The following is a 24,324-nucleotide window of genomic DNA, read 5'->3' as shown; positions in this document are numbered from 1 at the left end:
CTTTTCTATGATTAATTTAGAGTATTATTTTAACCACCAAGGTTTTGCTGTAATCACATCCGAACCGGAAAACTGACTGGCTATTGCAGCAGCCACGTTGGTGGCATTGGAGTTGTATTCCGCTTGAGGGTACATCCATCTATATGCAAAATGGTTTGGGTTAGCTTTTGCAAAACTTGGATACCCAGTTCTCAAATGGTCATAATATGCCGACCAGCTTCCTTGATGGAAAGAACGAAGGTATTTCTGCATCAAGATCCGCTCAAGCTTCTGTTCCACTGTGCTTACTGAAGATAGCTTTACGGTGTTTTGAGCCAAGTAGTTTGTAGCAATGGCTTCATTTACATAACTTCCAAGTCCTTTCGCATAGGTTTCATAGAACTTGAAACCAGCCTTTACGCCTTCGTTATAGTAGTTGTCGGCATTGCCAGAGATCCATCCTCTCACAGCTGCTTCAGCTAGGATTAACTGTTGCTCACTGTAGCCCAACAATACCGAGGGTTCGTTGGTGGGGTCTTTCGTAAAGCGATCGGCAACCTTTGAAACATTACCATTTGTCGCTTTCTTGTTAACCTCATCATAAGGTCTGATCGGGTTACCACCTTCGTATGCCGTGAAATCGTTAACTGCCTTACCAGCTTTTGCGGCATTAGGAGTCCTAGTGAACAAGACGAATAAACGAGCATCTTTCAGGTCTTGCAATCTTTTGATATAGGTTGAATCCACATACATGCCCGAACCATAGCTACTCGAATTGAACTCTGGATAACGGTTTCCGATCTGGTCTAAGTACACTAATTTAGCATCATCAGAGCCCGAAGTGAACAAAGGTTCACTGCTTACGATCTGACTGAACTTAGCCTTCGGAGCAATATCGCCATCGGCTACTTTTGGAGACAAGGTCATCAAAATCTTCAGTCTGAAGGCATTCACCAATTTACGCCATTGAGAAGCCGTTCCTCCATAGATAATATCTCCATCGATCCTGTTCTCAATTTTTGAAAGCAAGGTGTTAGCTTCTTCCAGCTCTTTTAAAATCCCTACGAATACATCCTTTTGGCTATCGTATTTCGGCGTATAGTTATTTTCTTTTTCACCTTTCAATGCATCCGAATACGGAACATCACCAAAAGTCATCGTCAGGTTAAAGAAATAATAGGCTCTGAAGAATTTTCCCAAGGCAATATAGTCTTGCAGATTTCTCTTTTCAGCTTCTTCTATCATTTTGGTAACATCGCGAAGTTGGCCATAGGCATCAAAGTCGCCACGTTGCCAGGCATAGATCTGATTGGAGTTCTCACCATCAGTCTGCACAATCATTTTTAGGGCATAAAGAGGCCCCGTGCCTTTAAAAGCATTGAACGCCTGCCACTGTATTTTTGTCAACAAAAACTGTGGGTGAGTTGTAGACGATTCGTTGGGGTTGATATTGATCTCTTCCAATTTTCGGCAGGAAGAATTCAAGCTCACGAACAGAGCAAGAAATCCCAATATGATGATATGTTTGATTTTCATTGTTTAGAATTTAAAGTTTAAGGATGCCCCGATGTAGCGTGCAGATGGATCTTGCAGGTTGTTGTCATCACCATAGTCAGGATCCAGGAACGGAATGTTTTGCCACATCAATAAGTTGTAACCAAATACCGTTGCATTGATTGACTTCACCTTTGAGGTTTTGATGAATTTATTGAGGTCATAACCCACCGACAAGCGGCGTAATTTTACAAATGAACGATCAAAAGTGTTTGCAAAGAATTTGCTCTCATCTTCAGTTACCCTTGCTTGGTATGGGTAGATCTGACTCCAAGTTTGCCAGCTCACTGCCTGTGTGTTTTTCTCGTAGGTACGTGTATCGGAAACCACGTTTCCATTTACATCCCTTACCAGTTCACCACCCGTTACGATTACACCTTCAGGTACATAAACATATTTTCCAGCAGTATATTCTGCATCTCTATATTTGGTAGAAGATGGATGTTTACCACCCCACCACATTTTCTCATGAGTAACAGAATTGATCAGACCGCCAATAGATCCATCAATATCTAGGTTCAATGAAAACCCATGAAGATTGAATCTGTTCTGGAAACCAAATCTCCAATTTGGATCTAGGTGTCCTACGTTTTTGGCATAACTATCACGGATAGGCATTCTTGTGTCATTGTTCAAGATAACTTGGCCATCAGCTGATTTCTGCCAAATAGTTGCATAATAAGCATCAGCACGGTCGCCAACCATATAGTTTCCGAATTTCTCAGAACCATGTATCGCAGCGAATTTTTTCACCTGTCTGCTCCAGTTTACCGAGAAGTCCCAGCTGAAGTTCTCGTTCTTGATCGGGTAGATGTTCAACATTAACTCTAAACCCTGTGTCCTGAAGTCCAATACATTGGATTTTCTCAACGGGAATCCAGAAGCCTGAGAGATCGCTAAATCCCTAATCTGGAATTCATCATAAACATTATAGTAGGTCGCTTCTGCGCTTACTTTATTGTTTAAGAAAGATAGCGCCAAACCAGCCTCGAAAGCGGTCGACTGTTCCGGTAAAATTGCAGGATTTGAAAGTACGTCCCTATAGGATACAGATGGCGTAGACCCATAGGTCAAGTTCTTTCCATAGGTCAAATAGGTACTATATGGATCCAAATCGTTCGATACCTGTGCTAAGGATGAATATACCTTCAGGTAGTCGATCCCAGCCGGCAGCTTAAAGTAATCCGATAGGATAGAACTTAAAGATACTGCAGGGTAGAAGTATGAATTGTTTCCTTGTGGCAAGGATGAAGACCAGTCATTTCTTCCAGAGAAGTTGATGTAGGTCGATTTAAATAAATCCACGTTCACCGATCCATATACCGAGCGGGTTACCTTTTCAGAATTGAAGGTCGTTGCTGAAGCTGGACCTTGGGTATTTGCCAAACTGTAAAGATTTGGAACGATCAAACCATCTGTTGCCAGATAGGAATTGTTCAAGGAACGTTGGTAAACCGAAGAACCAGCATTGACGCTGATACCAAAGTTTTCGCCAAATTCCTCATGGTAAGTTGCCAGAACGTCTGCATCAAAATCAATTCTCTTGTTGTTCCATACTTTATAGTCCCCATTTCTTGAATCACCATAGTTCATGTACGATTTCGGACTTTGCATGTTTTCAAATGATGAATTCTGTCTTGCCGAAGCACGTCCCTGAACCGTAAAGTTTGGTGATACCTGCCAGTTCAAGGTCGATTGACCTTGCAGTACGTCACGGTTATGTTGTTGGTTTAGTTCGTTGGCTGCAAAATAAGGGTTGTTGTACCAAGCATAGTTATAGTTCGCTTGGCGGAATCCTTCCTGACCAGGAACATAATAGTGCTGACTTAAATCCTTACCGTTTACATCATTACCCATCCATAACAAGATCGTGTACATGTGGTTTTTCGGTCCATAGCCATATCTTGGATAGTTTGGAGAATACACCTTGTTATAAGATAGATTCACGTCCAATTTTAAAGATGGATTGAACATATAGGAGGTATTCATGGTCGCGCCACCAGATTGTAACTGCGAATTAGGAACCTGACCCTGTTGGATAGCATATTTACCGGTAAAGAATACGGCGGCTTTTTGTCCCTTGTATGCAATACTTACGTTATTATCATTGACAAAACCTGTTCTCAGGAAATCCTGAAGGTTATTATGGCTCACAAAATCCATCGGTACACGCTCGTACAATGAACGGTCATCATAGATGGTACCTTTCACGTCGCCCCACCATGGAATGATTTCGCCAGTTTGTTTATTTTTGATTGGGCTGTTCCATTGCGGTACTTTCACACCTGCATTCAGCTTTGGTCCCCATGTCATATCTCCATCCGAGATACCACCGTCGGCACCATCCCAGAATTCATATTTGCCATTCGATCCCGAACCGTATTCAGTCTGTGTTTCAGGGAATACCGTGAAACCTGCAGTCATCATGTTCGTCGTGGTGAAGCTTACTTCCAATCCATCTTCCTTGGCTGTCTTGGTCGTGATCAAGATGGCTCCATCTCTACCTCTAGATCCATATAGGGTAGAAGCTGCGGTACCTTTCAGTACGTTGATGTTGGCAATGTTCTCGCTTGGGATATCGAAGAAATCCGTTTCAACCACGATACCATCGATGACGATGATCGGATTCTTGCCACGAAGGGAGAAATTAGGTTTTTGGAAAATACCTGTAGGGTTGGTGACGGTCAATCCGGCAACCTGTCCTGACAGGGCATTTCCGATATTCATGGTTTTAGATTGATCCAACACCTCCGTTTTCACTTCCTGTGTTGCATAACCTAACTTACGTTTCTGTTGCTTGATACCGATTGCGGTTACTACGACCTCCTCCAATGCCGATTCATCCTTCAACATGGTGATATTGATCGGAGATCCTGAATAGGTAATGGTTTGAGTAACATAACCGAGAGAGGTAAATTCCAATACATCGCCCTGTTTTGCGTCAATTTGGAATGAACCATCTAGTTTGCTTGCAGTACTTAGCTTGTTGGTTAGGTTTCGGATTGTGGTACCAACTAATACTTCGTTGGCTTCGTTTTTTATCTTACCAGTAGCTTGGGTCTGGAAGGATAAGCTGGTGGAAGTTTCATAGAAAAGGGCTTCATCAATGCTACTTGCAGAAGCGGATTTTCCAATGAGTGCACAGCATAAGAGGGCATAGCCAATTTTGCTGTATTTCCGAAAATTTCGGACGGTTAATAAATCCATAAATACTATTTAGATTAATAATAGAACCCCTGTTCCATTTATTTCTGCAAAAGAAGCAAAGCAATTTTAAGTGAGTTTTAAATAAATGTTAACTTATTAGTTATAATTTATTAATTAATTGTGAACTAAAATTGGAGAAGGCTAACATTTTCTTTAAATAAAAAATATTAACCTATGGTTGTTTAAACATGTAGTTTTTGAGGAATTAGATGGACGGCAAAATATGCAAATGATGGAACGATTTTTGAAACCTGCCTGAAAAAATCAATCACATAAAACTATTTCAAATGAAAAAATTAGTATTTGCTGCCTCCATTTTAATGTTAAGTTTTGGCGCTAAAGCGCAGAGTCCAGGTCAATTCAAGATCGGAGCCAACATTGGACTTCCGGTTGGCGATGTTGCTGATGTATCCTCATTTACAGCCGGTGTTGATGCGGCGTATTTATGGAATGTTGGCGAAAAGTTCCAAGTAGGTCCTACCGTTGGATTCCAGAACTATTTCTTGAAGTCGGATTATAAAGATGCGGGCTTTACAGATTTCAACTACATCCCTTTGGCTGCATCTGGACAGTATTCTATCGTTCCTGAATTCTTCATCGGAGCTGATCTAGGATATGCTCTGACTACTTCAGGCGGTGAAGACGCTGGAGGTTTCTACTATATGCCGAAAATTGGTTACCAACAACAGAAATGGGAACTCTTCGGCGGTTACCGTGCCGTAAATAATGATGTAAATTTCGGAGCTATTAACCTTGGTTTTAACTTCAAGTTTTAATAATTAGACATTTGTGGAATACCGGCAAAACCTTTGGTTTTGCCGGCTTTCTTTTTGCCCAAATCTTCCTACCCAGCACTGCAATTCCTTGCAGAATCTCATCAATAACCTTATTATATTATTGTTAACTTATTGCTATTCCTGAAAATATTAATAAATTTAGTCTATATTTTATCCAAACTTATTAACACTAGATACTATGAGTAATATCAAAGAGAGAGTACTATTGATTGCCGAATCAAAGGGGATACACAAAGTCGAGTTTTTTAAAGGATTGGGTCTTTCCTATGCAAATTTTAAGGGCGTACAAAAAAACTCCGCCCTAGGCTCCGATGCAATAGCCACTATTCTATCTAGCTATGCCGATATTTCTCCTGAATGGTTAGTCTCTGGTGCCGGCGAGATGTTGAGAGAGGATAATCATCAACTTCATGAAGTCGCCATTACCCTTCCTTCTAAAATCGATAAACCTATCGATAACGGAACCTTGTCCGCCGCCCTGGAAAAAGTAATCAGCGCTCAACAGTCTACCATTCAATCACAAGAAATAACGATTGCAGCACTAACAGCAAGGATTGACCAATTGGAAAAAAAGAAGAAAAACAAGAAAAAACGTTAATGCATTTTCAATAAAATTTCCCTCCCGGAAAGCTGATGTTTTTCTTATCTTTTCTGTATGAAACTGCTATTAATTTTATGTGCTTTCCTGCTTCCTAATATCCTTTTTGCGCAAGTCAGTAGAAACCTAATGGCATTCTACAATGCTGATTCTACCTTGCTGGGCTATCAAGATCGGCAAGGAAAAGTTATCGTTCCACTCTCCCTACGGCCGGTAAGTAGGATCCCAAGTTCTTTTGACAATATCATTTCGGTAACAGAGGTCAACGATCAGGAAGAATATCGTTACTATTTCCTGACCAAGACCGGAAGAAAGGTCGGACAGGATAGTCTTTTTTATTATGATAATCTCCCCGATTGCGAGAGTGAGGGCTTTATCCGTTTCTATGATCAAGCAAATGACCTGGTAGGGATGCTAAATGCCGAAGGAGGAATTCAAATTCCTGCTATCTATAATGGCCTAGGGCGTGTCAAAAATGGAATGATTCCAGCCTTAAAGGGAGCACAGAGGAAAAGGGATAGCCCAGATGATGAACATTCCTATTTTGTGGGCGGAAAAAGTATGTTGATCGATACGAATAATCAGGTCCTTATTGAGGATTTTCCATACAATGATAACCTGAATTTTTACCAAGTGAGTATCAATGGTTCTCTGCCTGAAGATGGAACATGGGAAAAATTTAAGGGGAAAAATGGAGATACTTATGCTTTTATGGACTATGAAAAAGAGTTTGAACAGCTTTTTTCTAAATTATTTTCCAAAGAAATAACCGTAGAACAGTTGATCTCCCACTCCTATGACAGCATCGCCTATTGGCAGGAAGACCAAAATAAATGGATGTTTGAGGAAAGTCCTAAATACATCAACCGTCAAGGTGATATAATAAAGGAACTGTTCGAGTCTGTCATCAACGGATCGAAAAAATACAACATCTCTAAATCCAGCTTAAATTATTTCATATTTGAAGGCGAGTCCTATAGTAAGTATCTCGATCAGTGTGGTGATGCATTGGATGCAAAATATCCGGTCATATCCCTGTCCTTTTACGACGAATTTCCATATGTATCAAAAACAGTTGAGTTTCTCCGGACGGATGAGGGATACAAGCTCATCTTAGTCAATTTTTAGATTAATCTTTATCTTAGGGCAAAAAATTATTTTAACAATGAATATTAGAAGAGGATTACAGCAGGATTCGGAGCAAATTGCAAGTTATTTATTGTTGGCGATGGAAGAGATTGCCTACCGTTTTATCGGACAAAGAGACAAGCATCAAGCTTTACATTTTTTGACAGAATTGGTAAAACAAGAAGGTAATCAATATTCCTATAATAATAATTGGGTCATCGAAGAGGCGGGAGAAGTTGTGGCTACTGCCCTAGTTTACGATGGGGCAAAATTGCATGAATTAAGAAAACCTGTTGCCCAATATGTAGAATCCCAATTCCAACGTGACTTCAACCCTGAAGATGAAACCCAAGCGGGCGAGTTCTATATTGATTGCATCGGCGTCAATCCCAATCAACAAGGTAAAGGTCTAGGGTCGAAAATTATTGAATTCCTGATCGGGGAGTATGTTACCAAGGAGAAGACGGTATTAGGGTTGCTTGTCGATGATGATAACCCGAAAGCTAAAAAACTATATGAACGTCTAGGCTTCCAAGTGGTCGGCGAAAAATGGTTGATGGGAAAACATCTGGAACATATGCAGATTAAATAATCACTCAAAATTATTGGAAACGCCCATGCCCCTGCATCGGCGTTTTTTTATGGCTTATTATTCCCTAAATAATTAGCTAAAACCTTTTTACTACCTATCTTTTTTGTAAATTTTTTTATTAAATTTGATAGTGGACCTGTTGTAAACCAATCAATCTAATGCTTATTTCGAAGTCGGTATAACAGTAAACGGTGTTTTTTCAGATTACATTACTAGATCACTATGTTCAAGAGTCAAATTCCGCGAATAGGGAAAATATGGAGCAAAGGGAAGAGCTTTGCAGCCATGGCATTGATTTTTATCTCTGCAACCCAAGCCCAGGCCCAAAAGTCAGAGGTAGATTATGTCAACCCTTATATGGGAAATATTTCCCACCTGTTGGTGCCCACCTACCCAACCGTTCATTTACCAAATTCCCTGTTGCGTGTCTATCCTGAAAGGGCTGACTATACCTCGGACCGCATCAAAGGCCTACCTTTGATCGTCACCAGTCACCGCGGAAGCTCTGCTTTTAACCTGAGCCCAATTGTCTCGGGAACACGAGATTTAAAACCGGTATTGAACTATAGCTACGATCAAGAAATCATCAATCCATATCGCTATTCCGTTTATTTGGATGAAGACAATATTCAGGTTGACTTTGCTGTTTCCCATCAGGCCGCAATCTATGAATTGGGCTTTGAAAAATCAGGACAGCCACAACTGATCTTCAATTCCCGCAAGGGCGATGTGAAATGGGATGGAAACGGTGTTTCTGGAAGTCAGGACATCGGCAACAATACAAAAGTCTACATCTATGCAGAATTTGACCAAAAACCGACCGAGGTTGGAAGCTTAAACAATGGTCAGGTTAGCAAGTCCACTGAAGCTTCAGGCGATCAGGCGAATTTAGTCCTGACATTCCCAACAGCGGCCAAGACTTTAAAGGTACGTTATGGTATTTCCTTTATCGATGCTGCCCAGGCTAAAGCAAACCTCAGCCGTGAAATCAAGAACTTCGATTTGGCAAAGGTGAAGGCGGATGGAAAAGCCACCTGGAATAAGGCCCTCGGCAAATTGAAGGTGGAAGGGAAAAATGAAAATGATAAGAACATCTTCTATACTTCCCTGTACAGAACCTATGAAAGACCGGTCAATATTTCTGAAGATGGGCGCTACTTCAGTGCCTTTGATGGCAAGGTGCATTCAGATGAGGGAGTCCCATTCTTTACAGATGACTGGATTTGGGATTCATATCGTGCCCACCATCCACTCAATGTCTTGATCGATACCAAGAAGGAAGGCAATATCCTGCAATCATTCGTTCGCATGTCTGAACAGATGCCTAACTTCTGGTTGCCTACCTTCCCGGAGATTACGGGCGATAGCCGCAGAATGAACTCCAACCATGGGGTGGCAGCTCTTTTAGATGCTTATGAGAAGGGTGTTCGTTCATTCAATGTAGAAGAGGCTTATCGTGCCGCAAAAGGAGCGATTACCGAAAAGACCTTGGCCCCATGGTCAGGTAAACCTGCCGGAAAGATGGACCAATTTTTCTTTGAAAAAGGGTATATCCCAGCTCTGCATCCTGGTGAAAAGGAAACCTATCCAGAGGTACATAGTTTCGAGCGCCGTCAACCAGTGGCTGTTACTCTAGGAACTTCATATGACCTTTGGTGTTTGGCGCAACTGGCTAAGCATTTAGGCAAGACAGAAGACTATGAGAAATTTATGAAGCAGTCTTTCAATTATAGAAACCTGTTCAACCAAGAGACGAAATTCTTCCATCCGAAAGATGAAAAAGGCCAATTCTTGGAACCTTTTGATTATGTTTTTTCAGGAGGTCAGGGTGCTAGGGAATATTATGGTGAGAACAATGCCTGGATTTACCGCTGGGACGTACAGCACAATATCCCTGACTTGATTAATCTGATGGGCGGGAATGAACAATTCGTGAACTACCTAGATGAAATGTTCGTGCAGCCTTTGGGCAAGTCTAAGTTTGATTTTTACCAACAGTTACCCGATCACACCGGAAATGTTGGACAATTCTCGATGGCAAATGAACCCTCGCTACATATCCCATATTTGTACAATTATGCAGGGCAACCATGGAAGACTCAAAAAAGGATCAAAACCTTGATCAAGCAATGGTTCCGAAATGACCTAATGGGCGTTCCTGGAGATGAGGATGGCGGTGGACTATCGTCTTTCGTGGTCTTCTCACAACTTGGATTCTATCCGGTTACACCAGGTTCTGGGCTGTATAGCATAGGGTCACCTTTCTTTGAAAAGGCCGTGGTCCAACTGGAAAATGGAAAGACCTTTACTGTCCTTGCCAAAAATGCTTCAGATAGATTTAAATATATACAGTCCGCTAAATTGAATGGGAAACCCTTGAATAAAGCCGAGATTTCCCATAAACAAATATTAGAGGGCGGAGTCCTAGAATTCGTCATGGGCGATAAAGCCAATAGAAACTGGGGAACTGGTTATTAATAAAAAATTAGAAAAAACTGGAAGGCTGCCCGTTATCGGGCAGCCTTCTTTATGTTAAAGTATTTTATGCTGAGCTTTTTTCCTTAATCCTTTCATTTTTCTATATCTGGGTCACAATCTTCTAGGGGGTCCTCAAGCCAAACATTCATCCTTCCGAAGGAAGTCCTTTAGCCTCCGGCTCATTTCCTTGGCGGAAAAATGGATAGAATGCCGATGCCCTGTGCGATGGGATTGCTAAAATAATTCTGCCCTTCTAGGGCAGTTTATCGCAAAAAACATCCTTTCCGTTGTCATTCTGACGAAGGAAGAATCTCGGAACTGTACAATCCATAATTCCATTGGCGAACAGGTCATCCATCTTCGATGGACGATGACAGGCAAGTTTTGAGGCATTTACGTACAGATTCTTCACTAATCGTTCAGAATTGGAAGCCTCCTGAGAGGGATTCAGAGCGCAGCGAAGAATGTATTGTTTTATTTTTTTGGATGCTCATCCTTTCAAAATCGTAAGATGAGAAAACCATTTCAAATGAAGGTCGGAACCTTCCGAGACCCTTCGGGCAGGCCCTCAGAGTGACACGAAATGGGTATGGAAAAATGTTACACAACCATTGGGGGGTTATCCGCAGGTCGATCCGATTTTTCTATAAAGATTCCACCCCTTCCAGAGGTTTTCAACAAACTTCATCCTTCCGCAGGAAGCCCTTTAGCCTCCGGCTCATTTCCAGTGGCGGAAAAATGGATAGAATGCCGTCGACCTGTGCGATGGGATTGGCCTTGGAATGCTTTCAGAAGATCATCCCATCAAAAGGGATGATCTTTTGGAAGATATTCCCGACAACAAGGCATTCTATTCATGTGCGGATGATTGTGCGAAAAGCCACCTTAAATGGGCCGAAGCGTTTACGGATTCGAGTTGTTTCTGGTATCCGTGAGCTCCTTCGTCGGTTTGGTTACTTTTGCGCTTCAAAAGTAACAATGAGATCGGTAATCCTTAAATGGACCGAAGCGTTACGGATTCGAGTTGGTTTTGGCATGTGTGAGCTCCTTCGTCGGTTTTGGTTAATTTGGGCACCAAAAGTAACGAAGGATCTGTGTTTTGTTTTCTTTCTTCATTAAAAGAAGGTGCCTCATCACGGGCAGCCTTCTTTATTTGATCCCTTTCCCGCCCATTTCAATAAAATCAGTATATTCGGGTATATTCTAAACCCAATCATTTCTATGAAAACCCTTTTGTTAAAGCTCAATCAAGCTTTATTCTTGCTATTATTCCTTCCATTATTAAGTTTCGGCCAACAGAAACCGAATGTTGTGATGATCTATGCAGATGACTTAGGCTATGGTGATTTGAGTGCTTATGGCGCTAGCAAGATCCACACGCCACACATAGATGCCTTGGCTAATCAAGGGGTCAGGTTTACCAATGGACATTCCTCCGCTGCAACCTGTACACCTTCCAGATACTCCCTGATGACAGGGAAATACCCATTCCGAAAAACCGGAACAGGCGTATTGCCCGGAGATGCTGCCCTGATTATCGATCAAGGGCAGATGACCTTGCCAGAGCTCTTTAGACAACAAGGCTATGAAACAGCAATAATCGGGAAATGGCATTTAGGCTTAGGCTCTCAGGTTGAAAAGAACTGGAATGAAAGTATAAAACCAGGACCATTGGAAGTTGGCTACAATTATTCCTATATCTTTCCGGCCACTGCTGATCGAGTCCCAACCGTTTTCTTGGAAGGGCATCGTGTGGTAGGGGTGGATCCAAATGACCCAATTGAGGTTTCCTATAAACAGAAGATCGGGAATGAACCGACAGGGCTTGAAAATCCGGAACTATTGAAAATGAAAGCAAGTCCCAACCATGGACATAACCAAACCATTATCAATGGAATTGGAAGAATAGGCTGGATGACAGGCGGCATGCAGGCCAGATGGGTGGATGAGGAAGTAACCATGACCTTTGCGGATAAGACCGTCCAATATATCCGTGAAAACGCCAAGAAGCCATTCTTCTTGAGTTACCATGCAACCGAACCCCATGTCCCAAGAATGCCTTCTACCATGTTCAAGGGGAAGAGTGGCTTAGGTTACAGGGGCGATGCGATCCTACAATTGGACCATACCGTAGGTGAGATCGTCCAGGCATTAAAGGATAAGGGTATCTATGAAAACACGATCATTATCTTTACCAGTGATAATGGGGCGGTATTGGACGATGGCTATGTAGACGGAGCGGTGACCCAGCTGAATGGACACAATCCTTTTGGACCCTACAGAGGAGGTAAATATTCGGCATTTGAAGGCGGTACCCGTGTTCCCTTTATCATTAGCTGGCCAAAGGGAATCAAGAAGCAGCAGGTATCGGACGCTTTAGTCTGTCAGATGGATCTTCTTTCCAGTTTTGCCAATTTCTTTAAAAAACCACTGTCCAATCAAGACGAATTGGATAGTGAGAATATCTGGAATGCATTTATCGGGAAAGATAAAAAAGGGAGAGATTTCCTGGTGCAATCTGCAGGAACCTTCTCCATTACAAAAGAAAATTTGAAATACATCAAGCCAAGCAAGGGGAGAGCCTTCAATGAACTGACCGGAACCGAGCTAGGCAATCATCCCGAAGACCAATTATATGATCTGTCAAAAGATCCGGAAGAAAAAGATAATATCGCTAAACAAAATCCAAAAGCAGTCGCGGAGTTAAAGGAACTGTTGGAAAAAGTACTGAAATAAAATTTCCGGATCCTGAAATCTGAAAATTTTGGCAGGGACTTCGAGATTCGTTTTAGTCTTGTTCGAGACATATTCGGAAAATTCGGAATGTGCCTCGAATGAGGTTAAAACAAGGTCAATGAAAAGTTTCTAATAAACTGACCATGGAAATTAAACAAAAAGGCTGTTCCCCATCAGGAGGAACAGCCTTTTTCCATGTTAGATTTTTAATATTTATAAACCGTAGGCATTGTCATCATAATTGATGTCTGCAAGCCTTTGGGTAGGGTCAATCCAAGCCTTTTTCACTTTCTTGGAAACTGGAACCGAATAAGTTGGTTTTGTCCAGAACCAATCCGTAAGAACGGTACGCTTTACGCCTTGGTAGATCTCATATTGCTCAGCCGGTTTTTCACCGCGCATCTCACGTAATGGGATGTAGAAAAGTTCCTTGCTTCCATCTTCATATTCTACCATTAGGTCGATAGGCATAGCCAAGTTCGATTTATTTTGGATTTCAATGCTGTTTTCAGAAACATTGGCAATGGCATAGTCAATCGTTCTCGTAGTATTGATAAACAAGTTAAAATACCATTTCAAATTGATTCCAGAGGTCTCTTCCGCTACCCTTTTAAAGTCATTTGGAGTTGGGTGTTTGAATTTCCAGATATCATAGAAGTTCAAGAAGGTCTTTTGCAGGTTTTGCTTTCCAATAATATAGCCCATCTGTTCTGCCAATACTCCACCTTTACTATAGGCTTCTATGCTATAGGCAAAGTTGGTATTGTAATAGTCTGCTAATAGACTCATTGGTTCCTCTTTTCCAGATTTAGCCAAGCGATAGTAAGAGTTATAGGCTGAACCGATAGGATTAAGTGCTCTTGCTTTAGGTTTTTCAAACAGTTCAGTGTATGCCAGTTCTTCAATATAGCTGGTGAATCCTTCATCCATCCACTCATCGACTGTTTCATTCACGCCAAACAACTGTTGGTACCAGGAGTGCGCTGCTTCATGGAAGATAACGCCCACCAATCCCTTCAGGTTTCTGCCACCAGTGATCAAGGTTGCAGTTCCATATTCCATTCCACCATCACCACCCTGCACGATCGAGTAAGTTTTCCAAGGATAGGCACCGAAGTTCTCACTGGTAAAATCAAAGAATTCAGTAGCTAAGCCTAATGCTGTTTTCCAATTATCCTTTACCTCTTGGTCAGTCGGTAGGTAAATGGTATAGATAGTAGTTCCCAATTTTGTTTTGGCAGAATCCACTTCAAATTTAGGGTCTGCAGCCCAAGCAAAATCATGGATATTCTCGGCTTTATAATGCCAAGAAGCCTTGTTGTTTTTGGTTTTGATCTTGGCATTTTTTACATAGCCCTTAACTTCTGAAGGGTTCTGTAATTTTCCAGAAGAACCGATTACATAATCTTTGTTGATATGGATGGTAACATCGAAATTTCCGAAAGGGGCAATAAATTCACGGCCAATGTATTCGTCCAGATGCCAGCCGAATTCATCGAATTGAGCCATTTTAGGATACCATTGGGTCATGGAGAATGCTACGCCTTCTTTTGAATTACGACCGCTCCTACGGATCTGCTCAGGAACCTGAGCCTGCCATGTCAAGTCAAACTCTACCGTACTGCCATCTTTGATCGCTGTAGGCAAGGTCACTTCGAGGATGGTACCATCTTCTTTGAAGGTTACATCCGTGCCATTATATTTTACCGATTTTATTTTTTGAAATCCGATCTGTTCTGGTGTCAGGGCAGAAATACGGCTTTGACGAACAGGTTGTTCTTTTGTGCCTATATTGGTTACCATCCTTGCATCCGGATCAGGAATGGTTTTCAAACGCTCATCCATCATGCTTCCAGGTTGGAAGGCATTGAAATAAAGGTGAAAATAGACCTTGCTCAATTCTTGTCCAGAATTATTGCTGTATTTCAGGTTCATCTTACCATCGTATTGGAATGTCTTTTCGTTGACATCAATGTCCATGGTATAATCGACTTTCTGATCCCAATACGTTTTGCGCTGTGCAAAAGATGTTAGGGAACAAAGAGCCAAGACTAGTAAGCCAAGAGTGTTTTTTAGATTCATAATGCCAAATATATAAAATTTAACATTTGAAAATGACAGGCTTATCCGATGACGATTTCTATTCCGAGTTCTTTGATTGTTTGGATCAATTGATCGAATTGATCATTGCTGGCAAAAATCTTGTTTCTCCAGATCCGTACCGTGCTCATTTTTCCCTTTTTATGAAAGGCTAATAGGTTTCCTCCGGAACGGATATGGTTCTTGAGGTAGGTGATTTCTGCAATGGGGATCTGGGTTTCCTTGCCAAACTTGGTAATGGTAATGTTACTGTTGTCAATTACCCAAGTGGAGTTCTGTTTGCTGAAACGGACCGCAGCCCACATGATGGCAGGGATACAGAACAATAGGATCAAGATCTTATAGATTTCCTGTAGGGTGCTAAGTGATAAAAAATACCCAACCACAAATAGGGAGCCTAGCAATATCCAGATAAATCTCCCTCGATGTAGGGTGTTGATTTGGTATGTCATCTATTAATTATTTTTTGTCATCAACCTGAAGGTTGATGGTTTGTTCTTGATCTTCGCCATTTTTCAAGACTGTGGCTACCCCATCAGAAACAGTGATGTAGCTATATTCAAATGGAAGGATAATTTCTCCTTTTGAATTCAACAAACCAAAGGTTTCAGCATCCTTGGATGCCACAAATATACCATCAATTTCAGTTATGAACAGGAATTTATATCCATCTAAAACCAATTTTTCCCCTTGGATTTCATAAATCTCCGATTGGACATCATTATCAACCACAAAGTATCGGTTATTATTTATGTAAAGGTTTTTATAGGTTATTGGTACGACAATCTTTCCCTTTTTATCAACTAAGCCTGATTTATCTTTTAGCGTTACGATTGTATAATCTGAAGAGAAAGGATTAACAGTATCAAATTCTGAGGTCCAGGTTGTATTGCCTTTATCATCCATTACGCTCATTTTTCCTTCTTTAGAATATATATAGGCATTTAGTTCTGAATCATAGGCTATCATATCGTAGATATATTCTGTAATATTCTTTCCTTTATTATCGATCAAAGCCGAAGTGCCGCTTTCATCGACCGCGACAGCGGTGCCATTGTTGAAGGCAGAGATGCTCAAGAAATTGGGTTTGCTGATGATGTTTCCATCTGTGGACTTTAAGCCATATAGAAAACTGGTTGAATCATAATATGCAATCAAATCTTCGCCTAGTTCTATATCTTCGAACTTATCATCCAATATGTGGTCAAAGTCCTCTACTAGACTGTAATTTTTTGGAACTTTAAAATATTGGTCAGGGACCTGAACAGTTGAGATGTCCTGTGCAATAAAAGCCACACCCAGCGTTGAAATCTTTAAAGCAGCCCCAGGGACCTGGGAAAGATACTGATATTCACCCCAGAATATTTGAGGGATCTTTTCCGTATACCATATCTCCACCTGGCCATTTTCTTCCGGACCGATTTCTATGACAGCTAATTTACATGGGTAACCGGCAATCGTGGTTGTTTCCTTGGAATCCAGATTAACAGGGTATTCGGGTGCATTTTGGGGGATATAGGGGATCCTAGAAAAGCGCAGTGTATTGGTGTCAATTCGGAAAAGTGTCTTTTCCTCCGTATTGCGTAAGTAAACCCATTGTTGGAATAAATTGGATTTTATTTTATTTTCCGTCTTTCCAACCCATGCCTCTAAGACTGTTTCACCTTCCATTGCTTCCAAGACAGCCCTAAACAAATCAGTAGTTTCAGGGTCATCAGGTTGTATTTCTTCAATATTCCCCTTAAATGCAGGATCAACAGCGATGCTGTAATCAATTTTATAAACTTCTTGTTGGGCAAGAGCAAACTGGAAAAGAAGAGTTGATACAATGAAGGAAAAAAGCTTTTTCATGTAATGAAATTATTACGCAAAAGTCCTCATTTTTCTTGATTCTGCAAATTACTGAAAGCAATATTTTACAGTATTTCTGGAATTATTTATATCAACAATATTTAACCTTGAATTTGTATATTTAATGTATGATTAGATTATCTACCTACCTACTGTTTTTCGTTTTCGGAATAAATGTGCTTTTGGCTCAAAAAGCTCCAAATATTGTGATCATCATATCCGATGACCATTCTTTCCAGACCATTTCTTCCTACGGCTCCAAGATTGGCAGTACGCCCAATATCGACCGTATTGCTCAGGAGGGATTACTTTTCAATCGTGCCTATGTGAACAATTCCCTATGTGGGCCCAGCCGTGCAAGTTTGTTGACGGGGAAATACAGTCATAAAAATGGTTATCGGGAAAATGAAAAGTCACATTTTGAGCATAGCCAGAATTCCTTTGTCAAAGAACTCAGAAAAGCTGGGTATACAACTTCATGGATCGGGAAACAGCATTTAGGGGATACCTTGGAAGGCTTTGATTATTTTGACGTACTGCTGAATCAAGGGCATTATTTCAATCCTGACTTCAAGAACCAAAAAGGTGAATTGACTAGGGAGAAGGGGTATGTGTCAGATATTGTAACCGAAAAGGCATTGAACTGGATGAGTTCCTTAGATGGAGAAAAGCCATTCTGTTTGATACTAGGTCATAAAGCAACCCATAGGGAGTGGGATCCAGACCCACAGGATTTTGGGAAAAATGACCATAAGAAATTCCCTTTACCAGATAATTTCTATGATGATTACAAAGGAAGAGAGGCAGCCAAGATCCAGGAAATGCAGATAAGCAAGGATATAAAGTTGGATTACGACCTAAAGCTATTTAAAACCGAAGAGGATTGGATGAAGGAATCCAATTTCAGGAGAATGGATGAGTCCGATCGTGAGAAATACAGACAATATTATGCAAAGGTAAAAGCAGACTATGCGAGTCAGGATTTTTCGGATCCAAAGAAATTGGCAGAATGGAAATTTCAACGGTATATGACCGATTACCTGAATACTGCTGAATCAATGGACAGAAATATTGGAAAGGTATTGGATTATTTGGATGAACATCAACTGACCGAGAATACGATTGTGATCTATATGTCCGATCAAGGTTTTTACATGGGCGAACACGGTTGGTTTGACAAGCGCTTTATGTATGAGGAGTCGTTCCGTACACCGATGATGATGCGTTTCCCTAAGGAAATCAAAAAGTCCAGGAAGGTAGACGATCTTTTGATGACCGTGGATATTGCACCTACAATGTTGGATTTGGCAGGGGTGCCGATTCCAGAAGATATTCAAGGGGAATCCTTTAGTTCGATCGTGCATGGTAAAAAGGGAGACCGAAAACAATTATACTACCATTATTATGAGGATGGAATCCATAATGTTTCTCCGCATTTTGGAGTGAGTGACGGACAATATAAACTAATCCGTTTCTATAATAAAGTCAATTCTTGGGAGCTCTATGATTTGGGCAAGGATCCAAAAGAAATGGAGAATCTCTTCAATAATCCTAAGTATGCTGAGCAACAAGCAGAAATGATGAAAAAGTTAAAAGATGAAATCCAGAAACAGGATGATTCGGAAGCAATGCTTATATTTGAAGCTTCCTAAACTTTTAGAATACATGCGCATACTAACTTTTATCTGTTTTTGCCTATTCAGCTTGGCAACTTTCGCTCAGCGTAAGCCCAATATTGTAGTTATTATTTCTGATGACCATTCCTACCAGACTATTGGAGCCTATGGTTCCAAGATTGGCCATACGCCAAATTTGGACCGGATTGCAAATGAGGGGGCTGTTTTTACGCGTGGGTATGTCACTAATTCCATCTGTGGGCCGAGCCGCGCCAGCTTATTGACCGGAAAATATAGCAACAAAAACGGATTTAAGGATAATGAGACCTCTAATTTCAACCATGGTCAGAACTCCTTCGTTAAAGAACTTCATAACAATGGTTACCAAACAGCTTGGATCGGTAAGATCCATCTTGGCAGAAAACTGGAAGGCTTCGACTATTATAGTATCCTAACCGGACAGGGACATTATTTCAATCCCGATTTTATCAGCAGTAAAGAAGGGGAAAAGGAAGTCGTAGCAAGAGAGGATGGCTATGTTGCGGATTTGGTAACTGATAAAGCTTTGGATTGGTTAAAAGAACAGGATAAGCAAGAGCCTTTTTGCTTGATCATAGGCCATAAAAATACACATAGGACCTGGATGCCGGCCATTGAAGACTTCGGTAAAAATGATCATAAGGAAATCCCATTGCCTGAAACCTTCTATGATGATTATGCAGGCAGGAAGGCCGCTGCGCAGCAAGAGATGAGTATCGATAAGGATATGCAGATGGGCTATGACCTGAAGATGTTTGAAAATATCGAGAAAATGCGCGCTGATGGAAATTTCAGCCGGATGAGTGATGAACAATTCCAAGCCTATGTAGATTATTATAAACCGATATACGAAGAATTAAAAAAATCAAACCTCAGTGGAAAAGCCTTGGCAGAGTGGAAATATCATCGTTATATGGTTGATTATTTAAATACAGCCGAGTCGATGGACCGCAATATTGGCCGCGTTCTGGATTACTTAAAGGAGCAGAACCTAGAAGACAATACCTTGGTGCTTTATCTTTCGGATCAAGGGTTTTATATGGGAGAGCATGGCTGGTTTGACAAAAGATTTATGTATGAGGAATCCTTCCGTACCCCGATGTTGATGAAGTTGCCCGGCATGATCAAGCCAAACTCCAAAATAACGGGAATGGTCTCCAATGTTGATATTGGTCCGACCTTCTTGGAATTGAGTGGAACGGCCGTGCCTGCGGATATGCAAGGTAGGTCATTCTTGAGCTTATTGAACGGTAAGAGGAAAGATATTCAGGATCAGATCTATTATCATTATTATGAAAATGGGGAACATGCGGTTTCACCACATTTTGGTGTAAGCGATGGACGATATAAATTGATCCGTTTCTATAAAAGAGTGGATGCTTGGGAATTATATGACATGAAATCAGATCCGCGTGAGATGAAGAATGTCTATGGGCAGACAAAATTCAGGAAAGTACAGACTCGATTAGAGAAATTATTGAAGCAAGAGATTGATAGGTTAGAGGATGAGGAAGCGAAGATGATATTATCTAAAAATTAGATTAATGTAAAATTTTAATTTAATCGGACGCTTTTTTTAGACTTTAAGTAAATAATTTTCACTTTTTTGTATATTTATTACGAATCACGTATTATATACTAAAAAGTATTGGAAATATTATTAGTCGAAGATGAGAGTTCAGTAATATCCCTAATTCAACGAGGCTTGAAATATGAGGGTTTCCAGATTTCTGTAGCAAATGATGGCATAAGTGGCTTGAAGTTAGCGAGCTCGAAGAAATTTGATCTGATAATTTTAGATGTCATGTTACCGCAAATGAATGGGTTAGATGTCTGCAGACAGATCCGAAGCTTTGACAAGGATGTTCCTATTTTAATCCTGACAGCCTTAGACCAAACTGAAGACGTTGTTGAGGCCTTCAATAGGGATGCAGATGACTATATGACCAAGCCATTCCAGCTTGAAGAACTCAAAGCTAGAATCCATAGGCAATTACGGAAATCGAACAGTAACAATTCCAGCAATCAGCTTATACAGATTGATGACCTGATATTAGATCGGTCCAGCAAATATGTTTCACGTGACGGGAAGGCCATTACCCTGACTGCTACAGAATTCCGCTTATTGGAATATCTGATGGTCAATAAAAACAAGGTGATTTCAAGGATGGATATCCTGGAGGAAGTTTGGGAGATGGATATCAATATGAGTACCAATGTGGTTGATGTCTATGTCAACTATCTACGCAAAAAGGTCGATAAACAATACGAGAACAAGTTAATCCATACCGTGATTGGAATGGGATACGTGATGCGGAATGAAAATTAAGGTCAAGATCATACTGTCCTTTTCCTTAATTGCAATTAGTTTGATCGTACTATTTGCCTACTATGTCTCGTATTTTACCAGAGACAGCTTACAAACCAAATTTTTCCATCGTTTAGAAGAAAATGCCCGGATTGTGGGAGAGCATATCATCCAAAATGATGAGTATAACAATCAAATCTATTATGAGGTAAAGCGGAAGTACCTGAAGCAGCTTTCGGAAGGCAATGATTATTACCTCAGGATTGTAAAAGGAAGCAACCAATTGCGGATCAGGCCTGATCTGCCAATGCCATCTGAGTTTTATAAAACAGCGATCGAAGAGGGGAAAGCCACCTTTCTTCATAATAATGTTTCTTATCTAGCCCTGTTTTTTGAGGATAAGCAGCATGCCGAAAACTTATTGGTGATTTCTGAGGGGATTGATGACTATGGACATGGAGAGCAAAAAGACCTTGATCAGACTTTGCTAACGGGGGGCTTGATTTCCTTCGTATTTATCATTGGCCTGGCCTTTTATTTTGCCAATAGGATCCTGAATCCATTGAAAGTCCTGAATGATGAACTGGAAAAGGTCAACATTGCCACCCTAGATCATCGACTCAGCAATAAATTCAGTAGTGAAGGCGATGAAATTGACCAATTATATACCAACTATAATTCCATGCTCGACCGCTTGGATATTGCGGTCCAATTGCAAAAAAGCTTTATTGGGAATGCATCCCATTCCCTACGAACTCCATTGACCATTATCGGCGGGGAAGCAGAACTTGCACAGCAACAGATTGATCGATCGCATGAAGCCTATCAGTCGATAGATACGATCATACATCATACCAATCGGATGAAGTTTATGATCAAGGACCTTTTGGTGATGTCCAGTTTGGGTAGCCAAAGGAAAATTAGAGATGTGCTTCCCGTGCGAATCGATGAATTATTATTTGAAGCGATAAAAACAGAAACGGAATTAAATGCACGTAGCAAAATACATTTTGACCTCAGTAATATCCCAGAGGATAGTGATGATCTATTGGTGAAGGCAAATCCTGATCTTTTTTATATTGCTTTTAGCAATATTTTGTCCAATGCCATAAAATATGGAGCCGACAAACCTGTAAAAGTTCTCTTGGAATTTGATCAGGAGTTTATCATTATTAAAATTATTGATCAAGGGATCGGTATCCCAGAAAAAGATCTTTCCAATATCTATTACTCCTTTTTTAGAGCTTCCAATGTCGGCGAGATCTATGGAAATGGGCTTGGATTAGTGTTAGCTCGCAATATTTTCATTCTACATGATGTTCAATTAGAGCTAGAAACTGTGGAGAACAAAGGGACTACCGTACGTGTTAAAATTCCTAAACCTTCTTTCTAATCCCGTTCTAATTTCAGGCTAATTTCATTTTTATATGTTGAAACTATATTTGGTGAGTACCGAATAATTCGACATGAAAAAACATCTACTGATTCTCATTTTTCCCATTCTATTTTTACAGCTTTCCCAGGCTGAAGAATTGACCGATTCTTTATTGAACGAACAATCCGAACAAGACAGCATTAGCCAAAAAGAACCCAAGGCTTCCAAGCTGATCAATTTAGACGTACTGCTGCGGGCCGGATTAAATGCCAATAACTTGGGGAATGATGACAGTAAAGTAAATGCCAATCTTGATGAAGCGCGTATTTTGTTAGGAGGGGATTACAATGATCAACTTTCTTATAAGGTTAGGTTTAGGCTTAACCGATCCTTCGCACCTACTAGTCAAGACAATGGATCCGCTGCATTAGATTTTGCTTTTTTGAAATATAAATTCGGCAAAGACAATAAATGGTCGGTTACCTTAGGTAAGCAAAGTGCAATTGTGGGTAGTTATGAATTCGAGAATAACCCCATTTATGAGTATAAATTTACGGACTATGTGGACCGTATCTTAAACCTATTTGTTGTCGGAGGAATGCTGAGTTATGAGGTGGATTCCAATCACTCTTTAAATCTTCAGGTCTATAATACCAGCAACTACAGTTTTGAAAGACTATTGGCAGACAATAACCTTTCAGCGACTGGATTGGAAGCATCAAAAGCACCATTAGGGGCATACTTTACCTGGATAGGAGCATTTGCTGAGAAAAAATTCAATACAAAATGGTCTTATAATATATCTCAATTTGCAAAAGGCAATACCAACCATGCCGTTTCTTTGGCAAATAAGTATAAGACCGATCGCCAAATGATCTATCTAGACCTTCAATATTCATATTATGCGGTTGATCATGCCTTAATCGGTTCCAATGTTATCAATGATTTCTATGCGAGGACAGGGGCAGAAAGAACCCTTTCGAAGGATATCGTTTATAAATCTGCCATTTTGCGATTTGACCAGTTCTTGGCAGACAAATGGGAGATTGCCTTAAAAGGAGGGGTGGAGACCGCCGGGTCAAATGCTGATGATGAGCTAGGAAATGATTTCAGGACAAACTATACCTATTTCGCTGCCTTACAACATAAGCCTTTCTTAACGAAAGACCTCCGGTTCTATTTGGGTTACATGGGGAATACGGTGTCATACAAAGATGTAGTAAACATGGATAGGCAACAATTTAACAGGTTGTCCCTGGGGGCTTACTTTACCATTCCAGTTTTGTAAAAGAGGATAAGAAAAAAATATATACAAAAAAACATATGCGATTAACACCGAGAGAGACTGAAAAGTTGATGTTGTATCTAGCCGGAGAGCTAGCTGCAAAAAGACTCCAGAAGGGGGTCAAGTTAAATTACCCAGAAAGCATAGCGTATATCAGTTCACAGATTGTGGAAGAGGCCCGAGTGGGAAAGAAATCTGTTGCAGATTTAATGGAGTTCGGCACTAAGTTGTTGACAAAAGGCCAAGTGATGGAAGGTGTCCCAGAAATGATCTATGATATTCAGGTGGAGGTAACATTTCCCGATGGGACAAAGTTAGTTACCGTCAATAATCCAATTCGTTAACCTTTAAAAAAACATAAGATGGTTCCAGGAGAATACATATTGAAAAAGGAGGAGATTATAGCCAATGACGGTCATAAGACCGTTGATATCTCAGTAAAGAATGAAGGTGATCGACCTATACAGATCGGGTCGCATTATCATTTTTTTGAAGTCAACAAGTTTTTGTCTTTCGATAGGGAGAAGGCCTTTGGCATGCGTTTGAACATTCCAGCAAGTACCGCTATCCGATTTGAACCGGGAGAGGAGAAGAAGGTCATTTTAGTGGAGATTGGAGGCAATAAAGAAGTTTATGGTTTCAATGGATTGACCAATGGCAAGGTGACAGATGCCAAAGTGA

The 24,324-nt window shown here is 40.7% G+C and carries 18 protein-coding genes and 1 pseudogene; 14 read left to right on the top strand and 5 right to left on the bottom strand.

Annotation, left to right across the window (positions count from 1 at the left end; genetic code table 11):
- Positions 1–24: 24 nt before the first annotated feature.
- Positions 25–1,515: a SusD/RagB family nutrient-binding outer membrane lipoprotein gene (locus RT138_RS03810; protein WP_313189598.1), complete on the bottom strand. Its 1,491-nt coding sequence runs from the start codon at positions 1,513–1,515 to the stop codon at positions 25–27.
- A gap of 3 nt (positions 1,516–1,518) precedes the next feature.
- A complete protein-coding gene (locus RT138_RS03805) occupies positions 1,519–4,740 on the bottom strand; it encodes a SusC/RagA family TonB-linked outer membrane protein (protein ID WP_313189597.1) in 3,222 nt (1,073 codons plus the stop codon).
- A 287-nt stretch (positions 4,741–5,027) separates the two neighbouring features.
- Between RT138_RS03805 and RT138_RS03800 the strand changes: the two genes are divergently transcribed.
- The 7 genes from RT138_RS03800 (at position 5,028) to RT138_RS03770 (ending at position 13,069) form a co-directional block, all read left to right on the top strand.
- On the top strand, positions 5,028–5,516 hold the full coding sequence (locus tag RT138_RS03800) for a porin family protein (RefSeq protein WP_254528907.1): 489 nt from the start codon (positions 5,028–5,030) through the stop codon (positions 5,514–5,516).
- 199 nt (positions 5,517–5,715) lie between these two features.
- The gene (locus tag RT138_RS03795) at positions 5,716–6,135 is read left to right on the top strand and encodes a hypothetical protein (RefSeq protein WP_254528908.1); all 420 of its coding nucleotides are present in this window, start codon (positions 5,716–5,718) and stop codon (positions 6,133–6,135) included.
- Positions 6,136–6,192: 57 nt separating this feature from the next.
- Positions 6,193–7,263, top strand: coding sequence for a hypothetical protein (locus RT138_RS03790; protein WP_313189596.1), 1,071 nt, complete (start codon positions 6,193–6,195; stop codon positions 7,261–7,263).
- A gap of 37 nt (positions 7,264–7,300) precedes the next feature.
- Positions 7,301–7,855, top strand: a complete 555-nt coding sequence (locus tag RT138_RS03785; protein WP_313189595.1) for a GNAT family N-acetyltransferase — start codon at positions 7,301–7,303, stop codon at positions 7,853–7,855.
- 222 nt (positions 7,856–8,077) lie between these two features.
- Positions 8,078–10,333, top strand: coding sequence for a GH92 family glycosyl hydrolase (locus tag RT138_RS03780; protein ID WP_313189594.1), 2,256 nt, complete (start codon positions 8,078–8,080; stop codon positions 10,331–10,333).
- A gap of 597 nt (positions 10,334–10,930) precedes the next feature.
- A complete protein-coding gene (locus RT138_RS03775) occupies positions 10,931–11,452 on the top strand; it encodes a hypothetical protein (protein WP_313189593.1) in 522 nt (173 codons plus the stop codon).
- A 102-nt stretch (positions 11,453–11,554) separates the two neighbouring features.
- Complete coding sequence (locus tag RT138_RS03770; protein ID WP_313189592.1) at positions 11,555–13,069, top strand: arylsulfatase; 1,515 nt, start codon at positions 11,555–11,557, stop codon at positions 13,067–13,069.
- 213 nt (positions 13,070–13,282) lie between these two features.
- Here RT138_RS03770 and RT138_RS03765 read toward each other — a convergent pair whose 3' ends face one another.
- From RT138_RS03765 to RT138_RS03755, 3 genes are read right to left on the bottom strand one after another with little or no spacing between them, the layout of a single operon-like run.
- Positions 13,283–15,151: a M1 family metallopeptidase gene (locus RT138_RS03765; RefSeq protein ID WP_313189591.1), complete on the bottom strand. Its 1,869-nt coding sequence runs from the start codon at positions 15,149–15,151 to the stop codon at positions 13,283–13,285.
- Between the two features lie 41 nt (positions 15,152–15,192).
- Positions 15,193–15,621, bottom strand: a complete 429-nt coding sequence (locus tag RT138_RS03760; protein ID WP_313189590.1) for a hypothetical protein — start codon at positions 15,619–15,621, stop codon at positions 15,193–15,195.
- A 7-nt stretch (positions 15,622–15,628) separates the two neighbouring features.
- Complete coding sequence (locus RT138_RS03755) at positions 15,629–17,020, bottom strand: WG repeat-containing protein (protein WP_313189589.1); 1,392 nt, start codon at positions 17,018–17,020, stop codon at positions 15,629–15,631.
- Positions 17,021–17,148: 128 nt separating this feature from the next.
- Between RT138_RS03755 and RT138_RS03750 the strand changes: the two genes are divergently transcribed.
- The 7 genes and pseudogenes from RT138_RS03750 to ureB all read left to right on the top strand — a co-directional run.
- On the top strand, positions 17,149–18,672 hold the full coding sequence (locus RT138_RS03750) for a sulfatase (protein ID WP_313189588.1): 1,524 nt from the start codon (positions 17,149–17,151) through the stop codon (positions 18,670–18,672).
- 13 nt (positions 18,673–18,685) lie between these two features.
- Positions 18,686–20,215 (top strand): sulfatase, encoded by a 1,530-nt coding sequence (locus RT138_RS03745; protein ID WP_313189587.1) that lies wholly within the window; start codon positions 18,686–18,688, stop codon positions 20,213–20,215.
- Between the two features lie 108 nt (positions 20,216–20,323).
- The gene (locus tag RT138_RS03740) at positions 20,324–21,004 is read left to right on the top strand and encodes a response regulator transcription factor (protein WP_313189586.1); all 681 of its coding nucleotides are present in this window, start codon (positions 20,324–20,326) and stop codon (positions 21,002–21,004) included.
- On the top strand, positions 20,994–22,376 hold the full coding sequence (locus RT138_RS03735) for a HAMP domain-containing sensor histidine kinase (RefSeq protein WP_313189585.1): 1,383 nt from the start codon (positions 20,994–20,996) through the stop codon (positions 22,374–22,376). Before RT138_RS03740 ends, RT138_RS03735 begins: the two co-directional genes overlap by 11 nt.
- Positions 22,377–22,449: 73 nt before the next feature.
- Positions 22,450–23,646 (top strand): porin, encoded by a 1,197-nt coding sequence (locus RT138_RS03730; protein ID WP_313189584.1) that lies wholly within the window; start codon positions 22,450–22,452, stop codon positions 23,644–23,646.
- 35 nt (positions 23,647–23,681) lie between these two features.
- Positions 23,682–23,987 (top strand): urease subunit gamma, encoded by a 306-nt coding sequence (gene ureA / locus RT138_RS03725; protein WP_313189583.1) that lies wholly within the window; start codon positions 23,682–23,684, stop codon positions 23,985–23,987.
- An 18-nt stretch (positions 23,988–24,005) separates the two neighbouring features.
- Positions 24,006–24,302 (top strand): annotated as a pseudogene (gene ureB, locus RT138_RS03720) (urease subunit beta); the annotation flags it as partial.
- Positions 24,303–24,324 lie beyond the last annotated feature (22 nt).

Origin of the sequence: Sphingobacterium sp. (assembly GCF_032065005.1) — a bacterium.
Classification (GTDB): domain Bacteria; phylum Bacteroidota; class Bacteroidia; order Sphingobacteriales; family Sphingobacteriaceae; genus Sphingobacterium.
The sequence above is the reverse complement of the archived record's forward strand: the minus strand, read 5'-3'. Positions and strand labels throughout refer to the sequence as shown.